Origin of the sequence: Legionella beliardensis (genome assembly GCF_900452395.1) — a bacterium.
GTDB lineage: Bacteria > Pseudomonadota > Gammaproteobacteria > Legionellales > Legionellaceae > Legionella_C > Legionella_C beliardensis.
Genome location: NZ_UGNV01000001.1, coordinates 2,076,752 through 2,094,914, shown reverse-complemented (window position 1 = coordinate 2,094,914; position 18,163 = coordinate 2,076,752). Strand labels below are relative to the sequence as shown.

Genomic DNA, 18,163 nt, shown 5'->3' with positions numbered 1-18,163 from the left:
TTAACTAATTGAAGGCAATGACTATGAGCAAAGCATTTACTAAAGAATCAGATGATGACAATGATGATGAGCTACCCGAAATTATTGCTGAACCCAGCAAAAACTATGTGACACCTTTGGGGCTAGAATTATTACAGCAAGAAATTAAAGACTTATTATATGCTGAACGTCCTAAAATCGTTGAGGTAGTCAGATGGGCTGCAGGCAATGGCGATCGTTCCGAGAACGGTGATTATATTTATGGGAAAAAACGTTTAAGGGAAATTGATAGAAGAGCACGCTATCTTAGTAAGCGAATTGAGACGGCGATAGTTGTTGATCCGTCCCTGCAGAAATATTTGACCAGAGTCTTTTTTGGTGCAACAGTCACCTATCTTCAGCAGGATAAAGAAATCACTGTAAAATTAGTTGGAGTTGATGAAGCTGATATTGAGCAGGGTAAGATTAGTTGGAACTCACCTGTTGCAAAAGCCCTATTAAAAGCTCAAGTTGACGATCTTGTCACAGTACAAACTCCAGATGGAGAAGAGAAGTTAGAAATCATTGAAATACGCTATATTTAAAAGCCAGCTAGTTCCCTAGAAATTCTACCTATAATTAAGGAACGCTTGAACTATTTTAAGAGGGAACTATGAATTTTGTAAAACGCACTATAGCGCTTGCAAAAGAAAATGTTAAACATGGTGGCAGACCGTTTGCCTGTCTCATTGTAAAACAGGGTAAAATTCTTGCTGAAGCGGTCAATACGGTGGCCCAGACACAAGACCCCACTTCTCATGCCGAAATCAACGCCATCCGGATTGCCACAGCAAAGCTAGGTTGTGAGCATTTATATGATTGTGAGTTTTATATATTAGCTCATCCTTGCCCTATGTGTTTGGCTGCTATGTATTATTGCAGCCCAAAGAAAGTAATTTTTATTACCACCAGGGACGAGTATAAAGTTTATTATAAAGATGACCGCAAGTATTTTACTCTTGAAAATTTTTATGAGGAAATTAATAAACCTTGGTCTGAAAGGGCTATGCCTATGGATCATCAACCTGACTCAGAGGCTCTCGAAGTTTACCAAATGTATAATAACAAATAGTTTTAATGACAAGGGGTTAAATTTCAGCCTGACTGTTTAAGTTATCAGGCTCTTTTAATGATATAAGCCCTTTATGGATTTCGTTTCATGTTTCTATTCGGCTTTGATTCAGAGGAGGGTGGAAATGAAATTTCAAGCTTTGGTATGGAGAAAAAAGAAACAGATGTGGGCAGACGCAACCCTTCCCAACGTTGGGCCTCTCTCCTTTCCCGCTCACGTTGGACCTCTTTAAGGCTAGAAATATTCTCTTCATTTGTCTGTGCAGGAGACATCGATGCTTTTTGCTCTTTTACTTGCAAAGTAGCTTGCGCCCATCGTTGCGCTAATGGATGCTCTGAACACAATTTAATGCAAATCAGCATTTTTTTAAACCCGAGGGATTCACTAAAATTAGTGCAATTATCAAATATAGGTTGAATAATTTCTTTAAATCGTTGATGAAAGCTTTGCATGAATCCCGACCTAAAAAGAAATGAGTGCGTAGCGTTACTTTCCTTAAATAATTGTTGGCTTGAATCTGCTAACTGCTCACTCAATTGCTCTTTAAGAAATAAAAATTTAGCTATCGGGTCTTGCAGGTTCTTAATTACATCATTCATTTCCTCTAATCTTTTCTCTGCTCTTTTTACTCCTTTTCCTTCGAATCGTTCTCGAAGGCTCTTAAATTCTTCAAGCAATTTTTGCAAAAGGAGATCGAAATCGAAATTGCTGGCTATTAACTGAGGTAACCGCTGTTCCATAGAAGTCAGGTAAAGGGTCGCTGCAGAGGTTACTATAGACTTCCATGCGGAATCGGCTAGACGCAGGGAAAACCAATCATTTATGGTCAAAAATAAAGCAATTTGAGATTTTAATTCAGGAGGAAGCGTTGTAAGTGGTGATATTCGATTAGAAGGCTTCATAATTTAATTATAAAACCTTTATCCTACCCTAATGGCTTAACTGTTACTACCCGATTGCAAATTTTATTAGGCTTTTAACTTCCTCTTTAAAAGCTAAGATTAAAAGGTCAAACGACTATTTTGATTAAATAATTTAATAACTGCTTAATATTTTTGCTCTAAAATGTAATTAAAGGCTTTTCTGTGCTTAAAGGATGGTTTTAAATGTCAACCCATTCAGCTTTGATTAATTTATATCAGGCCTTAGGTTATCAGTATAAGGTAGAAGGGCTATGTCATGGTTTTGCTGTACGTTGGTTAGAAGCTTCTTTGTTAGGCGAATACGAGGTGCAGTTTTTTGAGGAGCGCATTAATTACATTGCCTCCAAATCAACAGACGAACTGGTTAAAGAAATTCGTTGTGTAGCCGCAAAGCAATCTTCGGATTTAACTGAATGGGATCATATCCTACTTGACCTGCGAAGCTTTTTTGATAGCTTAGCCTTGTTTCATAGTCCAGATAATTGGTCTTCTGTAATCGATAATCTTTTCATACTACAACGTCAAATTGAAGAGATCTCACTTATTGCTTCTTCTGAGATAATAAAGGAAAAAGGTGGATTAAAGAAATTGTATTCAGCCTCTTTCATATTAACTGAAGCTGAAATTATAGATTATTTAAATAATTTAGGCGCCCTCCTGGAAAACACAGCTGCCCTTTCTAAGGAGCCAGTCGCTCTCTTATTGGGTAACGAAGATCATAGTATTGGCGTGATTTATTATCCCGGGCAAGGATGGGATTTTCGTGATATTAATCAAGATGTAGAAGCCACAAAGCCGGTTATAAGGCAAAGTCAGCAAATGGCAGCAGCGATCAAAAGAAGCTTTGCATACAGTAATCACAGCGCTTATACTGCTTTTAATGTTCAACTCTTATCAACTAACAGTGACCCACGTTGTGAGCTTTTACAACGTGAACTTCAAAAATTTAAAAGTACCTATCCTATCACTGAAGAGATTGCCAATCGTCAGACCAGTACTATCAATTTATTATGGATTGCAGTTGAATGTGGAATTTTAGAAGAGGTTGAAGCATTAATTGCAGCCGGCGCAAATGTAAATCAAGCTAATATCCATGGCCTAACACCTATTGGACTTGCTACTTATAGTAACGATCTTGTCATGATCGAGTTATTAGCTAAAGCAGGCGCCAACATACATCACGTTGATAAATATGGAAAAACACCTGTCTGGATTGCTGCTTCTAAAGGTGGTGTTGCTGCTTTAGAATTTTTTGCAAAAGCTGGCGCTAATTTAAATATCATTAATAAGGAAGGTATACCGCCTATCTGTATAGCAGCCCGTAATGGTCATACTTCAGTCATAGAACTCTTTGTGCAATATAAAGATAAGGTAGAATTAGATCAAACTGATGATGATGATGCAACACCCATTTGGCTTGCTGCTGCTAACGGTCATGCTGCTACTATAGAAGTCCTAGCTAAAGCAGGAGCTAATGCCGAGCAAGCATGTCAGGGAGTAACGCCCACCTGGATTGCGGCTGCAAACGGTCACGCTGCCGCTTTAGAAGTCTTCGCCAAAGTTTGCGATGATTTAAATATCGTTAATAATGAGGGTATACCACCTATCTGTGTAGCAGCCGCTAATGGTCATATCGACGTTATAGAAGTCTTTACGCAATATAAAGATATAGTAGATTTAAATCAAACTGATGAAGATGGTAAAACCGCTATCTTTCTTGCCGCCTGTAATAACCACCCTGCCACCATCAAGTTATTAGCAAAAGCAGGGGCTAAAATAGATGAAGTTGATAATAGTGGTGCAACACCTGTCTGGATTGCTGCTTCTAAAGGGCATGCTGCCGCTATAGAGTCCCTCGCTCAAGCTGGCGCGAATTTAAATATACCTTATCAGCAGGGTATAGCGCCTGTCTGTGTAGCAGCTTTCCAAGGTCATACCTCTGTCATCGAAGTCTTAATGCAATATAAAGATACAATAGATTTAAATCAAGCGACTGGCGCGGGTGAAACGGCTATCTTTTTTGCCGCTATTAATAATCATCCTGATATTATTGCATTACTAGCTAAAGCAGGCGCTGATATCAATCAAGCGGATAATAAGGGAGCAACACCCATCTGGATTGCTGCTTTAAAGGGCAATGCTGCCGCTGCAGAAGCTTTAGCTAAAGCCGGTGCTAATCTAGATCAATCTAATATGCTACGAGCGCCACCTATATGTATTGCCGCTCAAAAGGGTCATACTGAAGTTGTTAATGTATTTATTCGAGCTGGTGCTAATTTAAATCAAAATGATGGCACAGGAGCAACGCCTATTTGGCTTGCTACCCATAGAGGGCATGCCAACATTGTTAATCAATTAGCCCAAGCTGGCGCTGATGTAGATGCAATGTGCGATGGTAAAACACCTCTTTTTATTGCCGCCCAGAATGGTGATCAAGAAACAGTAGAAGCATTACTAGCAGCTCAAGCTGATTTTAATATTCCTTTGCGCATGACAGCTGCTGAATTAAATGATTGGGCTGCAAGTGCCGAACATCCTATTAAATATCGCTTATATTCATTAGCTAACGACAAACATGAAGATGAGTTTGTCTCCATGACTCCCGTGCAAATTGCTAGAATTATGGGACATTTTGACATTGCTAAACTCATTAAAGAAAAATGTAAATCTCAAAAAGAACAATCTGGTTTTGCAAAGCGTAAACGCGATGACCCATCTCTGACAGAGCGCCACGAAGGTACTGATAAAAAAGTACCCTTTAAATTAAGACATAAGAAAGCGTATAGTGAAAAACGCAGGCGAGCGGAGTCAAAATTTTTCTCTACTAAAAAAGAAGTAGAGAACCAAGCTGCGCCTGATAATCAAGAACCAGGCGAGCAACTGGGTGCATAACTTTTATACTAACGCTTTCATCAAGCTTGATTTATATTTTATGGCGTTGCTGTAAACAATCAACGACACTATAAAAATCAACGTTACACACGGTTAAAAGAACGAGTAAATGATAAAGTAAATCAGCGCTTTCATTAATTAACTCGTTTTCGTCTTGTTTTACAGCAGCAATGACAACTTCAGTTGCCTCTTCACCAACTTTTTGCGCACAGCGTGCTCTGCCTGCCTGTAATAATTGGGTGGTATAACTTGCTTGGCTTGGGTTGCTAGCACGATTAGTAATTACATCAAGAAGATAGCTTAAAAAACCAATTTTGGTATAACTAACAGGTTGAAAGCAGGTTTTAAAGCCTAAATGGCAAGCAGGCCCTGCGGGCAATACTTGGATTAACAGGCTATCACCATCACAATCTGTGCTGATCGCTTGAACAGACATGGCGTTACCAGAAGTACTCCCTTTGTGCCACAATTCTTGTCGACTGCGGCTAAAAAGAGTCAATTGTCCACTGGTTTGGGTTAACGCCAGCGCGTCTTGATTCATATAGCCTAACATCAGCACATCACCGCTTTGTGCATGTTGAATGACAGCAGGAATTAAGCCTGACATTTTTTCCCAGTCAAGGGTTGTGCTAGCAAAATTAATCATTGTCTTACCTCAATATTCTGGGCTGCTAAATAAGCTTTTAACGTAGGAATAGCTAGCAATTGGTCATGAAAAATGCTGGCGGCAAGGGCCCCATCAACCTGTGACTGCTTAAAAACTTCCATAAAATCACTTTCTTTGCCAGCCCCACCTGAAGCAATAAGCGGTACTTCTGTAACAGCGCGTATTTTCTTTAACTGTTCAATATCATAGCCATTGCGCACACCATCCGATTGCATGCAATTAAGTACGATTTCACCAGCACCCCGTTCTTGGACTTCTTTTACCCAATCAATTGTTTTACGTGCTGCGTTACGCATGGTTTTAACATTGCCTGTGTATTGAAAGACATAAAAATCATCTTCAATCCATTGACTATCAACACCTATTACCACACATTGACTGCCAAAAGCTTGGCTTAATTCATTGATGAGATTAGGATTTTCAAGCGCCGGACTATTAATCGAAATTTTATCAGCACCGGCATTTAAAATAGCGCGTGCTTTAGCAACTGTGCGAATACCGCCTGCCACGGTAAAAGGAATATTAATAGTAGCTGCCACACGATTAATCCACTCAGGGCATACCGGTCGTTGTTCCGAGCTGGCTGTGATGTCATAGAAAACAAGTTCATCGGCATTCTCATCAGAGTAGCGTTTAGCAAGCTCTAAAATGTCACCTATAATGCGATGGTGGTCAAATTTAACCCCTTTAACAACTACATTATCGCGTACGTCAAGGCATGGAATAATTCGTTTTGCTAACATAATACATTCTCAAAGGATAAGACAGATTTATTCTGATAAAGCATGCGGCCTAAGATGGCAGCGCGTACACCAAGTTTGGCTAAGGCGTTTAAATCACCTTGATCGCGTATGCCGCCTGAAGCTTGCCAGCCTAAGCTTGGAAAGCGAGCTATGGCTTGCTCATAGAGATTAAAATTTGGGCCCTGCATCATTCCATCACAACTTATATCAGTACATAGTATGTTTTTAATATCCAACTTCTGATAATGATCTGCGATATCCCATAGGTTGGTCTCGGTGCAAGTTTGCCAACCATGAATTGCAGGTTTATGGATATTGTCTTTAACAAAAACATCTAAAGCGAGAACGATTCTATCTGCACCTGCTACCTGGATAATTTCCTTTGTCGTTTCTACATCATCAATTGCGATACTGCCAAGGACTAATTGCTCAATGCCTGCATCAAGACAGGCTTTTGCAGTCGTTAAATCGCGAATACCACCACCAACTTGCAGCGTGCAGCCTGCCGATTGTAGCGATTTAATTAAAGGAAGTTGTTGAATGGCTCCCTGTTTAGCGCCATCTAAATCAACAATATGTAAGTGTCTAGCACCTTGGGTGGCATAGCGTTGTGCCAAATCTAAAGGTTCATAGGGGTAAATAGTCGTTTGATTAAAGTTGCCCTGCCGTAGGCGCACGCATTGTCCCTGTTGCAAATCAATCGCAGGAATAAGTTTCATTTAAAGCTCCAATAGGTACAATACTAGACTCAATCTCTAAAAAATTACGCAGTAAAACGAGGCCAACTGAGGCTGATTTTTCTGGATGAAATTGCATGCCGTAAAAATTTTTATACTGGATGATGGCTGTAAATTTGGTGCTGTAATCGCAATAAGCAAGGGCATGACTACTGTCACTTAGGAAAGCATAACTGTGTACAAAGTACACGTAATCTTTTTCCTTAAGTCCTGTGTTAAGAGAAGATTGTTTTACCCATTCTAAGGTATTCCAACCCATATGTGGTACGGGACAGTGGGGCGCTTGCGGTAATCGCTTAACGATACCTGGAATTAAGCCTAAGCAATCAACATCTCCTTCTTCACTAAATTCTGCTAAAAGTTGCATGCCTAAACAAATACCGAGCGTCGGTTGTTTAAGTTGTTTAATAGCAGAAATTAACTGGTATTCTTGCAGCGCTTGCATACCAGCAGGGGCTGCGCCAACTCCCGGAATGATGACATGGCTTGCTTTTAAAATTTCTTCTTCATCATGCGTAAATTGATAAGAGTAGCCTAATTGTTTTAAAGCATTGCCTAAAGACGTTAAGTTATTACCACTGACATCAATGATTGCAATCATAAAACCCCCTTGGTAGAAGGCACACTTAAATCAGTTTGTTGTAGCGCTTGTTTTAAAGCGCGACCAAAGCCTTTGAAACACGCCTCAATCATGTGGTGATGGTTTTCGCCTTTAACGGAAATATGTAAACTCGCACTTAGGCTATCTGCTAAAGAGTTAAAAAAGTGCGGCACCATTTCTGTCGCCATGCCACCAACAAATTCACGTGTGAACTGGCCTTCAAAAGCACAAAAACGACGGCCACTTAAATCAATAGCCACCGTGGCTAGCGCTTCATCCATAGGCAGGGTAAATCCATAGCGCCCAATACCCCATTTATCACCTAACGCCATTTTTAAAGTCTCACCTAATGCAAGCGCTGTATCTTCAATCAGATGATGTTCATCAACCTCTACATCCCCTTTGGCCTGCAAGTTCATGCTAAAACCTGCGTGTTTGGCAATTTGTTCTAGCATATGACTGAAGAAACCAAGGGGTGTTTTGATTTCACTTGGTTTATCAGTGTCTAGTTCAATTTGTACGGTAATGTCTGTTTCGTTTGTTTTGCGTTTAATGGTTGCACGGCGGGTTAAAATAGCCTTGGTGATCTCTTGCCAGCCATGGTCGTTAGATACAGGTAGAAAGCCAATACTTAAATTGTCGGCAAATTGCTTATCAGTTAAGCGATCCCCAATCATCCATGATTGCGCGCGATTAAACGACGTGGTACTTATAAAATTATCTAACAAGCCAATTTTAGGTTTACGGCATTTACAATTATCCTCTTCTTTATGGGGGCAAATAAAAATATCGTTAAAGACAATACCCTGTGAGGCAAAGAGTTCTAAAATAAAATCATGACAGGTTTGAAATTGGGCTTGTGGGAAACTTAAACTACCTAAGCCATCTTGATTGCTAACCATAATCAAGCGAAAGCCTGCTTTTTTTAAGGCTAATAATGAAGGAATAACATCCCTACATAGTCTAATTTTACTAAGAGAATCCACTTGAAAATCAGGTGGTTCTTCAATTAATGTTCCATCACGGTCAATAAATAATATCTTTTGCATAAGAGTCTCAGTTAGGTATCAAGTCGTTACCAGCGCTTCTTGGTTAAACGTCTGCATTAGTTTCATCAATAATTGATTATGGGCTTTATCACCAATACTAATGCGTAAAAAGCTAGCTAATGGCGTATTTAAAAAATGCCGTATGGCTAGGTTATGTTTGCTAAGCCAGGTGATTAAAGGCTCTACTTGCTTACTTTTGATAAAAATAAAATTAGCGTCACTGGGATAAATTGCTTCTATCCATGGTAGCTGTTGTAAAAATGCACCTACTCGGTCACGTTCAGTAATAATTTGCTGCACACTTTCGGCTAGCCAGTCTGGTTGTTTTAAAGCTTGTTGCGCTAAAGCTATAACCGGGCTAGGCAGCAAATAAGGCGCCATGATTTTTTCTAACGCTTGAATGACTAAGTGATTAGCAATCACGCACCCTAAGCGAAGCCCGGCTAAGCCAAACGCTTTAGATAAAGTACGCAGGATTATCAGGTTCTCATAATGAGCAAGCAGGGTAGTTGCGCTTTTAGACGTAGCAAATTCAATATAAGCTTCATCCACCACCACCATGGCCTTATCACGAAATTGCTCACAGATAACAGCAATATTCTCTAACGTAATTAAATTGCCAGTCGGATTATTAGGCCTGCACAACATAATAAGTTTGCAATTTGGCTCCCAAATGGCAAACAGTTTATCAAGCGCTAAAGTAAATTCTTTTTCTAGCTCAAGGGGGCAATTAAGAACCTTAGCATGTTGCAATTGTGCATAAAATTCGTACATGGGAAACGTAGGAGGGCATTGTAAAATGCTGTCCTTGCCAGGCGATAAAAATAACCGCATCAGAAAATCAATGCCATCATCACTACCTCTAGTTAACACAAGCTGATTGTCATTAATTTGATAATGACGAGCTAATTGCTTTTGCAAATTTATCTGCTCATTAATGTCAGGGTAATGATTTAAAGCAACAGGCTCTAAGCTTACAGGCGACCAGGGTGATTCATTTGCATGAAGGCGATAAGAAGGGTTATCTGCTGAGGGCTTATAATGATTAATTTTTTTTAATTCAGGGCGTATTAAATCCATTATCGACATGTTAGTTCTCCAAATTTCGTAAACGAATAGCAACCGCATTAGCATGTGCGTCTAAACCTTCTAAATGCGCTAAAGTCACTGCCGCATTTCCTATTTTTTTAATACCATCTTCATTAATTTCTTGCACAGTAATCGCTTTTAAAAAATCTAGCGTACTTAAGCCACTATGGTTACGTGCATAACCATTGGTTGGTAATACATGATTACTGCCGGTGACATAATCGCCTAAGGTTTCAGCTCCCCATTGCCCAACAAAAATAGTTCCAGCAGCAGTGATTTGTGGCAGCCAATTTAAAGCATCTTGACGATTAATAATTAAGTGCTCTGGTGCATAATGATTAATTAAGGCTGGTTGCTCAAGGGGCGGGCAAATAATGATTGTGCTATGAGCTAAAGATTGTTTAATGATTGCCTGTCTTGAAAGTTTAACAAATTGTTTAGCAAGCGCTTGTTGTACGGCAGTAGCAATAGTCTCATCATCACACAGGAATAGTACTTGTGAATCAGGCCCATGTTCTGCTTGGGCTAATAAATCAGCTGCCACATACTCAGGATTAGCCTCACTGTCTGCAACGACTAGCACTTCTGATGGCCCTGCGGGCATGTCGATAGCAGCACCGTCAGCATCAAGGGCAACTTGTGATTTAGCTTCGGTCACAAAGGCATTGCCAGGCCCAAAAATTTTATCAACTTTGGTAATAGATTCGGTGCCATAGGCCATTGCAGCAATAGCTTGTGCACCACCAATAGGGTAAATAGTCTCAATATCACATAATTTAGCAGCAACTAATAAGTGCGGGTTAATTTTTCCTTGCTTATCTGCTGGTGTACATAAGACTCGAATAGGGCAGCCAGCGATTTTAGCAGGAATTGCTTGCATTAACAGTGAAGAAATTAAGGGGGTGTTGTTGCCGCCTGGTACGTATAAACCTACCTTTTGTATTGGGCGATAAATGCGCTGAATGTTTAGGCCGGGGGAGGTCGTTACTGTTATTGGTTCAGGTAAGGTTGCTTGATGATAGCAAGTGATGGTTGCAATCGCCGTCTTTATGGCATTGACTGCCTCTGGCGCAATGGCCGCTTGATTAATGGCTGATGATGCAATGGGTAAATTATTTAAATCATAGTGATCAAAGCGCTGAGTAAAATCAATGAGCGCTTGATCACCTTGACTACGAACTGCGGCAATAATGGCACTCACTTGGTCTTTGATAGAAGTTATTTCTTTAGGGCGCGCTAAAACAGTTTGTTTTTCTTTTGCTGATAACGTTTGCCAATCTACTATTTTTAACATCAACTACTCCAACATTTTTTCAATTGGTAAGACTAAAATGGAACTTGCGCCTAAGGATTGCAGTGTTTCTAGCGTATTCCAAAAAATACCTTCACTTGAGACTGCATGAACTGCGACCTTATCTGGGGAGTCTGAAAGCGAAAGTATGGTTGGTGATTCAGCGCCAGGTAGGGCTTGGCAAATTCTTGTTAACGCGTGTTTAGGTGCATGAAAGACAATGTATTTCCGCTCACACGCTTGTTGCACGGCTTGAATTCTTCTCTTTAACATGAGAAAAATATCATTAAATTCTTTAGGAAACGCTTGGGTAGATTGAATAAATACCGCTTGGCTATTTAAGACCGTGTCTACTTCCGTTAATTTATTATCTTCAAGGGTTTGGCCACTGGAGACAAGGTCGCAAATGACATCCGCCATGCCCATACGTGGCGCTACTTCTACCGAACCAGATAAGGTTAAAATATCAGCACAAATTTTTCTTTCTTGTAAGTATTGCATTAATAAATTGGGATAACTTGTGGCAATACGTTTACCATCTAGGCTTCCCGGGCTTTGATAATCAAATGACTCAGGTATGGCGATAGCTAAACGACAGCGGCAAATTCCTAAAGGTAAAATAAGGTTATAAGCCGGTTTTACTAACGTTGCAGCTGCTTCTAATAGAACATTTTCGCCAACAATACCGCCATCACAAAGACCATCAAAAATTAAAGTTGGTATGTCATCATCGCGTACAAATAGAAGATCAATCGGAAAATTATCAACATGACAAAGTAGCGCATTGTCTTTCAAGCGATAGCGTAAACCACAGCGCTTGAGTAGATTTAAAGATTCTTGTGCCAAACGGCCCTTTTTTTGTAAAGCTAAGCGTAACCGTCTAGTCATGATTGCTCCAGTCTATTAGCAATTAATGAGTATCCGCCACTGCCCATCATTAAACTGCGGGCAACACGGGTGATGGTTGTGACACTCACGCCAGTTTGTTCATGGATAGCACGGTATGAAATGCCTTGACGGAGTAAAGGCACCACTTGAAATCGATCTGCCATCGCTTCAAGCTCAGCAGGTGTGCAAAGATCATTAAAAAATGCGGTAACTTCCTCTTGCGTTTGTAAAAGCGAAATAGCTTGCATTAATAAATCATGAGCATGTTGTTTTGATGAATAATTGATTTTCATTTTAATGTTATAGCGCATTAGAACATTGTGACAATCTAGCAAAATTTAAATATAAAGTCAATAAGCTTTAAACCTTGGAAAAATATGATATAAACAACTTAACTAGAAGGAGGAAGGCATGTTAATTAAAAAGGATGACGCGTGTTTGCTGTTAATTGATGTACAAGAAAAATTACTACCACTTGTTGCAGATTCAGAAGCCTTAATAGATAGATGCCAATGGCTGCTGCGCTTAGCCAATGAATTAGAAGTACCCTGCTTAGTTAGCGAACAATACCCACGGGGATTAGGCCATACTGTGAAACCGCTGCTTGAAGTCAGTTCACAAGAGCCACCAATCGAGAAAGTACATTTTTCATGTTATCGCGAGCCTAATTTTGTGCAACGCGTAAAGCAGCTTGGTAAAACGCAATTTGTTCTTATTGGTATTGAAGCTCATGTTTGTGTGTTGCAAACTGCACTGGATTTACTTGCCGAAGATAATGACGTTTTTATTGTGGTGGATGCCGTAAGCAGCCGCAAGCTAATCGATAAAAAATATGCACTTAAACGCTTACAGCAGGCAGGCGCGATACTGGTGACTGCTGAAATGGTATTTTTTGAGTGGTTAGAGCAGGCAGGAACCCCTTTATTTAAAGCATTAAGTAATGCTTATTTAAAGTGAACATGTTTCTTAAGAATAGGGTAACATTTAATCAATGGATGGTTAAGCAATGAACTTAGATAATCAAATTGCAGTAGTTACAGGTGGCGCTTCTGGCATGGGGAAAGCATGTGCAAGTGAGCTCTCAGCACGAGGCGCACGTGTCGTAGTTTGGGATAAAGACATTCGCGCTTTAGCAAATGATGAGGAAAATATTATTGCGATTAGCTGCGATGTAAGCTCAGATGAAGCGGTAATGGCTGCAATGCAAGAAACGAAAGAAAAAGCTGGCATCCCACGTATTTGTATTAATTGTGCAGGCATTGCACCGGCTAAGCGTATGGTGGGGAAAGAAGGCGCTATGCCCTTAGCGGCCTTTAAGCAAGTCATTGATATTAATTTAGTAGGAACATTTAATGTGATGCGCCTTGTTGCTGAAGCAATGACTCACCTAGAGATTGATGCAGCAACCAAGGAGCGTGGCGTTATTATTAATACTGCCTCCATTGCGGCATTTGAAGGACAAATTGGTCAATTAGCTTATAGCGCTTCTAAAGGCGGTGTTGTTGCAATGACCTTGCCTGCGGCAAGAGAATTAGCCCAGCATGCCATACGGGTTAACACGATTGCACCAGGGCTTATTGCAACCCCTTTACTACTTAATATGCCTAAAGAAGTACAAGATAATTTAGCGGCCACGGTAACTTTTCCTAAGCGATTAGGTAGGCCAGAAGAATTTGCAGCCTTAGTAATACATCTTATTGAAAATCAACTGATTAATGGGGAAGTTATTCGTTTAGATGGCGCATTAAGGATGCAGGCTAAATAAGCTTATCAAGGACTTATAAAACCTCTTATTTCTTCGTTATTAAATACCAATTTTGTCTCAAAGGAGAGGGGTTTAGAGTCTTGTTATAATGATTTATTCTTATTTTTCCCTATACTTAATAAAAGGACTTAGGGAAAGAGGGCTATAAGTAAGGCTCTTTTATCATTGGCTTATTCGGGGGTATTTAAATACAGATGGATAATGCTAAGCTAAAAGATAAGGTTAAAGGTATTCGTTTAAGCAAACCCCTGCTTAACGGTATATTTATTGCTGCAATTTTAGTCCTTATTGCTATCAGTTATTTTTCCTACCTGCAAGTTAAGCACTTAGTTACATCGATTAAGTGGGTAAACCACACTTATGATGTGATTCAAAAAGTTGATTCCTCGCTTTATAAAATCATTAGTCTTGAATCTGATCAGCGAGCTTATGTCCTAACAGGAAATGAGCATTTTTTGATTGATATGGATAATATTAAATCAGATATCAATATTGAATTACAAGCTTTAAAGGATTTAACCAAAGATAACTTAGAACAAACTCCACGTGTAGCCAGATTTATAACGTTAATGAATAATCGCTTAGCAATAATCCAAAAGGTTATTAAATTAAAGTCATTAAATAAATTTGATACCCAAGATGGCATGACGTTATTTTTAGAGGGTCAGGAAACATCAATACGCGTTAGGAGCTTAGGGCAAGAAATTAAGTCTGTAGAGATGGTGCTCTTAAATGAAAGGCATTTAACTGCAGTTAGCTATGTAGATACTGTTAATAGGGTGCTGATTATAGGTAATCTAGTTGGAATTGTTTCACTTATAATTGCTCTACTGTTATCTAACAGAGAGTTACTTATTCGCAGAAGTATAGAAGTTCAGAATAAAAACACGCAATTTCGCTTAAGAAAAATTATTGAAAGCACAAGTGATATGATTGCGGCATTTGATAAAGATTGTCGTTTCATTATTTTTAATGAAGATTATCAACGTGAATTTAAACTTATTTTTGGTAAATCCTTACAGGTTGGCATGTCGTTAAATGAGGCGCTGGCTGAAGTGACAGAGTCAAAACAAAGTCTCGCCCAAGCTTGGAGAAACTCATTAGGTGAAGACAATACTATTAAAGCATTAGAAACAATAGTTAATGATGAAAAACAAATCTATGAGCTCTCAGCAAACCTAATTTACAACGATAAAAATGAGTTTAATGGGGCAGTACAAAGTATTCGCAATATTACTAATCGTGTTAAGGAGCATACTGAACTACAACAATCCTATGCCCAGCTTGAGCAGGGAATGCAAGCATTAACAGAAAAAAATGTACAAATTTCTTTATTAGTGGAAATGAGTGACATTATGTTAGCGTCAAATTCACAAGAAGAATTAAGCGATGTGTTATCAAAATATTCTGCAAGGCTCTTAAACTTCGCAGATGGCTATTTGTTTGTAATGCATCCATCTAAAAACTATTTAGAAGTTATATCCAAATGGGGACAGCCAACGACCCAAGAAGTCACATTCACACCTGATCAGTGTTGGGCGATTCGCTTAGGAAGGAAGCACCACATCAGTGGCACTAATCAGAGTGAATTACTATGCAGTCATATAAAAATTGAGTCCGTTAAAAAAGCTTACCTTTGCGTTCCCTTAATGGCGCAGAATGATATCTATGGACTTTTATACTTAGAGTTCGAAGAAAAAGCTAGTATTGACGAAAACCAAAGACTTCTAATCAATGCCTTTGCTGAATTAGTTGCTTTAGCGCTAGCTAATGTGCGCTTAAGAGAAAATCTGCGCCATCAATCTATAAGAGATCCATTAACAGGCCTCTACAATCGTCGCTATTTAGAAGATTTCCTCTTTAAACAAACGCATCAAGCAGAGCGAGCGAAATCTGTTTTCTCCGTGTTAATGCTCGATATAGATCACTTTAAAAAGATAAATGATACCTATGGCCATGACGCTGGCGATGCAGTATTAAAAGAGTTTGGGCAAATATTACAAAATATAATCCGAATTGGTGATGTTGCAACGCGCTATGGCGGTGAAGAGTTTGTTGTCGCATTTTATGATATGGATTACCAAACAACGTTAATCCGTGCAGAGAGCATTAGACAGTCTGTACTAAGATTGCAAATTCGCTATGGTAATACGCATGTAGGCCCGATTAGCGTTTCTATTGGCATAGCTATGTATCCTACTGATGCTAAAACGCCTGCAGAGCTAATTGAGGCTGCTGATAAGGCCCTTTATTTTGCGAAAGGGCATGGGCGTAATCAAGTCGTCGCTTTCTCAGACATGAAGCCAGATGAATAATTCAGGGAGTGAACTGAGAAGATGAAGAGGGTAATTGCGCTCAAATTAAAAATAGTACTTATGACTATTTTTAATTTGATAACGAATGAGAAACGACAGCGCGAGTTATGTACCTTATAAATCTGCAATGAGCTTCATAGCGATTAGCTCACTATTAATCTGATAACGGCCAGATGCAATTTCTTGTTTAAGGTGCATAATGCGAGTTTGATTAATAGTAGAAGCTTGATGGATAATCTCTTTCAAAATAGAAAATTGACTCAAAAAGAGGCTCCAATCATAGTTACTGTAAGACAAGAATTGATTTTTCGACAACTTAGCTGTATTTCTGTTGCTAATAGATTTTACCATAACCATGTCCTCGATCTCATCCATCATTTTCGTCGGCTCCTTATGATAAAATCTTTAGAAAATTCAATTCTTAAATTTATCTATACCATACCTATAAATTAAAGTCACGGGTTAATTTATAAAGTTTTTTTATCTACAAAGAAAAGTGGTTCTACAGGATTAGTTTAAGGTAAACTGCTACGAATTTGTTCCGAACGTACAAAATGATTAGCTGTTTTAAAAGAGATGTAATGACATGAAATTTTGGCAAACAAGTTTAATAATAAACTTACTAATGATAAACGCTGCTACAGCAACCACCCATCATCCAGAAGAATTTTTAAGTAAAATTCATGGTACCAAGGATGAAGGCAGGCAAATTGTGCAACATTTTTGTGCTACTTGCCATGCTAAGAAGCCTTTAATTGCCCTAGGGGCTCCTAGGATAAATAATAAAACGGATTGGGAACCTCGCATAGCGCAAGGTTTAGCTAAACTTTTGGCGCATACTGCCGAAGGATATGGTGCGATGCCTGCTCGTGGGGGCTGCTTTGAATGTAGTGATGAACAACTGCAATTAGCTATTCTCGCCATGCTGCCCGTTTCTTTAAAAAATAAGTTGAATAATGAGCTAAAAGAGAATAAATAACCCAATAAGTTAAATTTTTTATTTAAAAAGCTAAACCTATTACAAATTCTCCCGATAAATAAAAAAAAGGGAGGATACACCAATGAAAAAACTCGTTATTCTTGGACCGTTGTGTGTATTAACAGCCGCATGCTCTTCAATGGATAGATCAGTTGCTATCGTAGATGATGGCGGGTTTACGCATTACACAATGCATCATAGTTTCGATAACAAAGGAGATTCTTACTTTCCAGCGCAAAGAGAAGCGACCGGGCGTAAAGTATTTATTTATGATCCTAAAGTCACCGCTTGGGCTGCTTATGATGCTAATGGGGTGCGAGTTAAGACAGGTAGGGGTTCAGGTGGAAAGGATTTTTGTGAGGATATTGGCAGAGGCTGTCGCACCATCACAGGCACATTTAGAGTTTATTCGAAAAAGGGTCCTGAGTGTACGTCAAGCCTTTATCCTGTAGAAACAAATGGCGGCGCTAAGATGCCTTACTGTATGCATTTCTCAGGAGGCTATTCAATTCACGGCGCCTATGAAGTACCTGATTATAACGCCAGCCATGGCTGTATCCGAGTCCTACCCAGTGCAGCACAATGGCTAAATGAAAACTTTATCGACATTGGTACAACTGTTGTTGTTAAGCCTTATTAGTTAGTACTGAGATAAAGGAGATATTAATGGCTTGGCTCCGCCGTAATTTTTGTGGTTAGTAAATGTAGCCTGGGTGCAGGCCCATAGGGCCGGAACCCAGGTTTCACTTCGCTTCACCCAAGCTACTTGTTAATTGGCTTATTAATAATTTTAAACAAAATTTCTACTTATCAATCTTTGTAATCATAACAGAATCATATTGATTGAAATACAAACTTAATGACAATATACTCCTTATTTTTGCATATTTATTAGTTATGAATGAAAAATTATTAGCTTCTGCAATATCTTCCCACAACTTAAAGAAAGTTAAGTCACTTCTAAAAAAAGGAATACCAACGAATAAAATGCATAAGGGTTTATCACCCTTATGGCGGTCAGTAAAACAGGGTGATGAAAAAATAGTCGAAGTATTAATTCAATTTGGTGCAAACGTTAATACCCCATGCAAAGGAAGAGGTGTTCTTTGGATGGCTGTCAAAAATAAAAATGCT

At 39.2% G+C, this 18,163-nt stretch carries 19 protein-coding genes and 1 pseudogene; 9 read left to right on the top strand and 11 right to left on the bottom strand.

Translation table 11 applies throughout. The features are described from left to right. Nucleotides 1-23 precede the first annotated feature (23 nt). Together greB and DYE47_RS09265 are read left to right on the top strand one after the other, a co-directional pair. The gene (greB, locus tag DYE47_RS09270) at nucleotides 24-563 is read left to right on the top strand and encodes a transcription elongation factor GreB (protein WP_115303000.1); all 540 of its coding nucleotides are present in this window, start codon (nucleotides 24-26) and stop codon (nucleotides 561-563) included. A gap of 68 nt (nucleotides 564-631) precedes the next feature. Then, on the top strand, nucleotides 632-1,090 hold the full coding sequence (locus DYE47_RS09265; protein ID WP_115302999.1) for a nucleoside deaminase: 459 nt from the start codon (nucleotides 632-634) through the stop codon (nucleotides 1,088-1,090). A gap of 71 nt (nucleotides 1,091-1,161) precedes the next feature. Here DYE47_RS09265 and DYE47_RS09260 read toward each other — a convergent pair whose 3' ends face one another. Continuing rightward, nucleotides 1,162-1,992: a hypothetical protein gene (locus DYE47_RS09260; protein WP_115302998.1), complete on the bottom strand. Its 831-nt coding sequence runs from the start codon at nucleotides 1,990-1,992 to the stop codon at nucleotides 1,162-1,164. A 204-nt stretch (nucleotides 1,993-2,196) separates the two neighbouring features. Between DYE47_RS09260 and DYE47_RS09255 the strand changes: the two genes are divergently transcribed. Continuing rightward, nucleotides 2,197-4,905 (top strand): ankyrin repeat domain-containing protein, encoded by a 2,709-nt coding sequence (locus tag DYE47_RS09255; protein WP_115302997.1) that lies wholly within the window; start codon nucleotides 2,197-2,199, stop codon nucleotides 4,903-4,905. A 31-nt stretch (nucleotides 4,906-4,936) separates the two neighbouring features. Here DYE47_RS09255 and hisIE read toward each other — a convergent pair whose 3' ends face one another. From hisIE to DYE47_RS09210, 9 genes are read right to left on the bottom strand one after another with little or no spacing between them, the layout of a single operon-like run. Further along, on the bottom strand, nucleotides 4,937-5,551 hold the full coding sequence (hisIE, locus tag DYE47_RS09250; protein WP_115302996.1) for a bifunctional phosphoribosyl-AMP cyclohydrolase/phosphoribosyl-ATP diphosphatase HisIE: 615 nt from the start codon (nucleotides 5,549-5,551) through the stop codon (nucleotides 4,937-4,939). Further along, a complete protein-coding gene (hisF, locus tag DYE47_RS09245; protein ID WP_115302995.1) occupies nucleotides 5,548-6,315 on the bottom strand; it encodes an imidazole glycerol phosphate synthase subunit HisF in 768 nt (255 codons plus the stop codon). The genes hisIE and hisF overlap by 4 nt, the downstream gene beginning before the upstream one ends. Then, a complete protein-coding gene (locus DYE47_RS09240; protein WP_115302994.1) occupies nucleotides 6,309-7,034 on the bottom strand; it encodes a 1-(5-phosphoribosyl)-5-[(5-phosphoribosylamino)methylideneamino] imidazole-4-carboxamide isomerase in 726 nt (241 codons plus the stop codon). Before DYE47_RS09240 ends, hisF begins: the two co-directional genes overlap by 7 nt. Continuing rightward, the gene (gene hisH / locus DYE47_RS09235) at nucleotides 7,012-7,653 is read right to left on the bottom strand and encodes an imidazole glycerol phosphate synthase subunit HisH (RefSeq protein WP_115302993.1); all 642 of its coding nucleotides are present in this window, start codon (nucleotides 7,651-7,653) and stop codon (nucleotides 7,012-7,014) included. The genes DYE47_RS09240 and hisH overlap by 23 nt, the downstream gene beginning before the upstream one ends. Continuing rightward, the gene (gene hisB / locus DYE47_RS09230; protein ID WP_115302992.1) at nucleotides 7,650-8,702 is read right to left on the bottom strand and encodes a bifunctional histidinol-phosphatase/imidazoleglycerol-phosphate dehydratase HisB; all 1,053 of its coding nucleotides are present in this window, start codon (nucleotides 8,700-8,702) and stop codon (nucleotides 7,650-7,652) included. The genes hisH and hisB overlap by 4 nt, the downstream gene beginning before the upstream one ends. Before the next feature lie 18 nt (nucleotides 8,703-8,720). Beyond that, entirely contained in the window at nucleotides 8,721-9,791 is a 1,071-nt protein-coding gene (gene hisC, locus DYE47_RS09225) for a histidinol-phosphate transaminase (RefSeq protein ID WP_115302991.1), read from the bottom strand. Between the two features lies 1 nt (nucleotide 9,792). Beyond that, entirely contained in the window at nucleotides 9,793-11,085 is a 1,293-nt protein-coding gene (gene hisD / locus DYE47_RS09220) for a histidinol dehydrogenase (protein ID WP_115302990.1), read from the bottom strand. A 3-nt stretch (nucleotides 11,086-11,088) separates the two neighbouring features. Further along, nucleotides 11,089-11,970, bottom strand: coding sequence for an ATP phosphoribosyltransferase (hisG, locus tag DYE47_RS09215; RefSeq protein ID WP_115302989.1), 882 nt, complete (start codon nucleotides 11,968-11,970; stop codon nucleotides 11,089-11,091). After that, complete coding sequence (locus DYE47_RS09210) at nucleotides 11,967-12,263, bottom strand: YerC/YecD family TrpR-related protein (RefSeq protein ID WP_115302988.1); 297 nt, start codon at nucleotides 12,261-12,263, stop codon at nucleotides 11,967-11,969. Before DYE47_RS09210 ends, hisG begins: the two co-directional genes overlap by 4 nt. Before the next feature lie 118 nt (nucleotides 12,264-12,381). Between DYE47_RS09210 and DYE47_RS09205 the strand changes: the two genes are divergently transcribed. From DYE47_RS09205 to DYE47_RS09195, 3 genes are all read left to right on the top strand, one after another. Further along, a complete protein-coding gene (locus DYE47_RS09205) occupies nucleotides 12,382-12,927 on the top strand; it encodes a hydrolase (RefSeq protein ID WP_115302987.1) in 546 nt (181 codons plus the stop codon). Between the two features lie 49 nt (nucleotides 12,928-12,976). Next, on the top strand, nucleotides 12,977-13,735 hold the full coding sequence (locus DYE47_RS09200) for an SDR family NAD(P)-dependent oxidoreductase (RefSeq protein ID WP_115302986.1): 759 nt from the start codon (nucleotides 12,977-12,979) through the stop codon (nucleotides 13,733-13,735). 194 nt (nucleotides 13,736-13,929) lie between these two features. Continuing rightward, nucleotides 13,930-16,050, top strand: coding sequence for a sensor domain-containing diguanylate cyclase (locus tag DYE47_RS09195; RefSeq protein WP_115302985.1), 2,121 nt, complete (start codon nucleotides 13,930-13,932; stop codon nucleotides 16,048-16,050). A 114-nt stretch (nucleotides 16,051-16,164) separates the two neighbouring features. On the opposite strand, the gene DYE47_RS09190 is transcribed toward DYE47_RS09195, so the two are convergent. Further along, entirely contained in the window at nucleotides 16,165-16,428 is a 264-nt protein-coding gene (locus tag DYE47_RS09190) for a flagellar biosynthesis anti-sigma factor FlgM (protein WP_115302984.1), read from the bottom strand. Nucleotides 16,429-16,636: 208 nt separating this feature from the next. On the opposite strand from DYE47_RS09190, the gene DYE47_RS09185 reads away from it, so the two are divergent. From DYE47_RS09185 to DYE47_RS16615, 3 genes and pseudogenes are all read left to right on the top strand, one after another. Next, nucleotides 16,637-17,029 carry a c-type cytochrome gene (locus DYE47_RS09185; protein ID WP_115302983.1) on the top strand — a complete coding sequence of 131 codons (393 nt, stop codon included), beginning with the start codon at nucleotides 16,637-16,639 and terminating at the stop codon, nucleotides 17,027-17,029. A gap of 82 nt (nucleotides 17,030-17,111) precedes the next feature. After that, nucleotides 17,112-17,669, top strand: a complete 558-nt coding sequence (locus DYE47_RS09180) for a L,D-transpeptidase (RefSeq protein WP_115302982.1) — start codon at nucleotides 17,112-17,114, stop codon at nucleotides 17,667-17,669. A gap of 257 nt (nucleotides 17,670-17,926) precedes the next feature. Beyond that, nucleotides 17,927-18,148, top strand: a pseudogene (locus tag DYE47_RS16615) (ankyrin repeat domain-containing protein); the annotation flags it as partial. Nucleotides 18,149-18,163 lie beyond the last annotated feature (15 nt).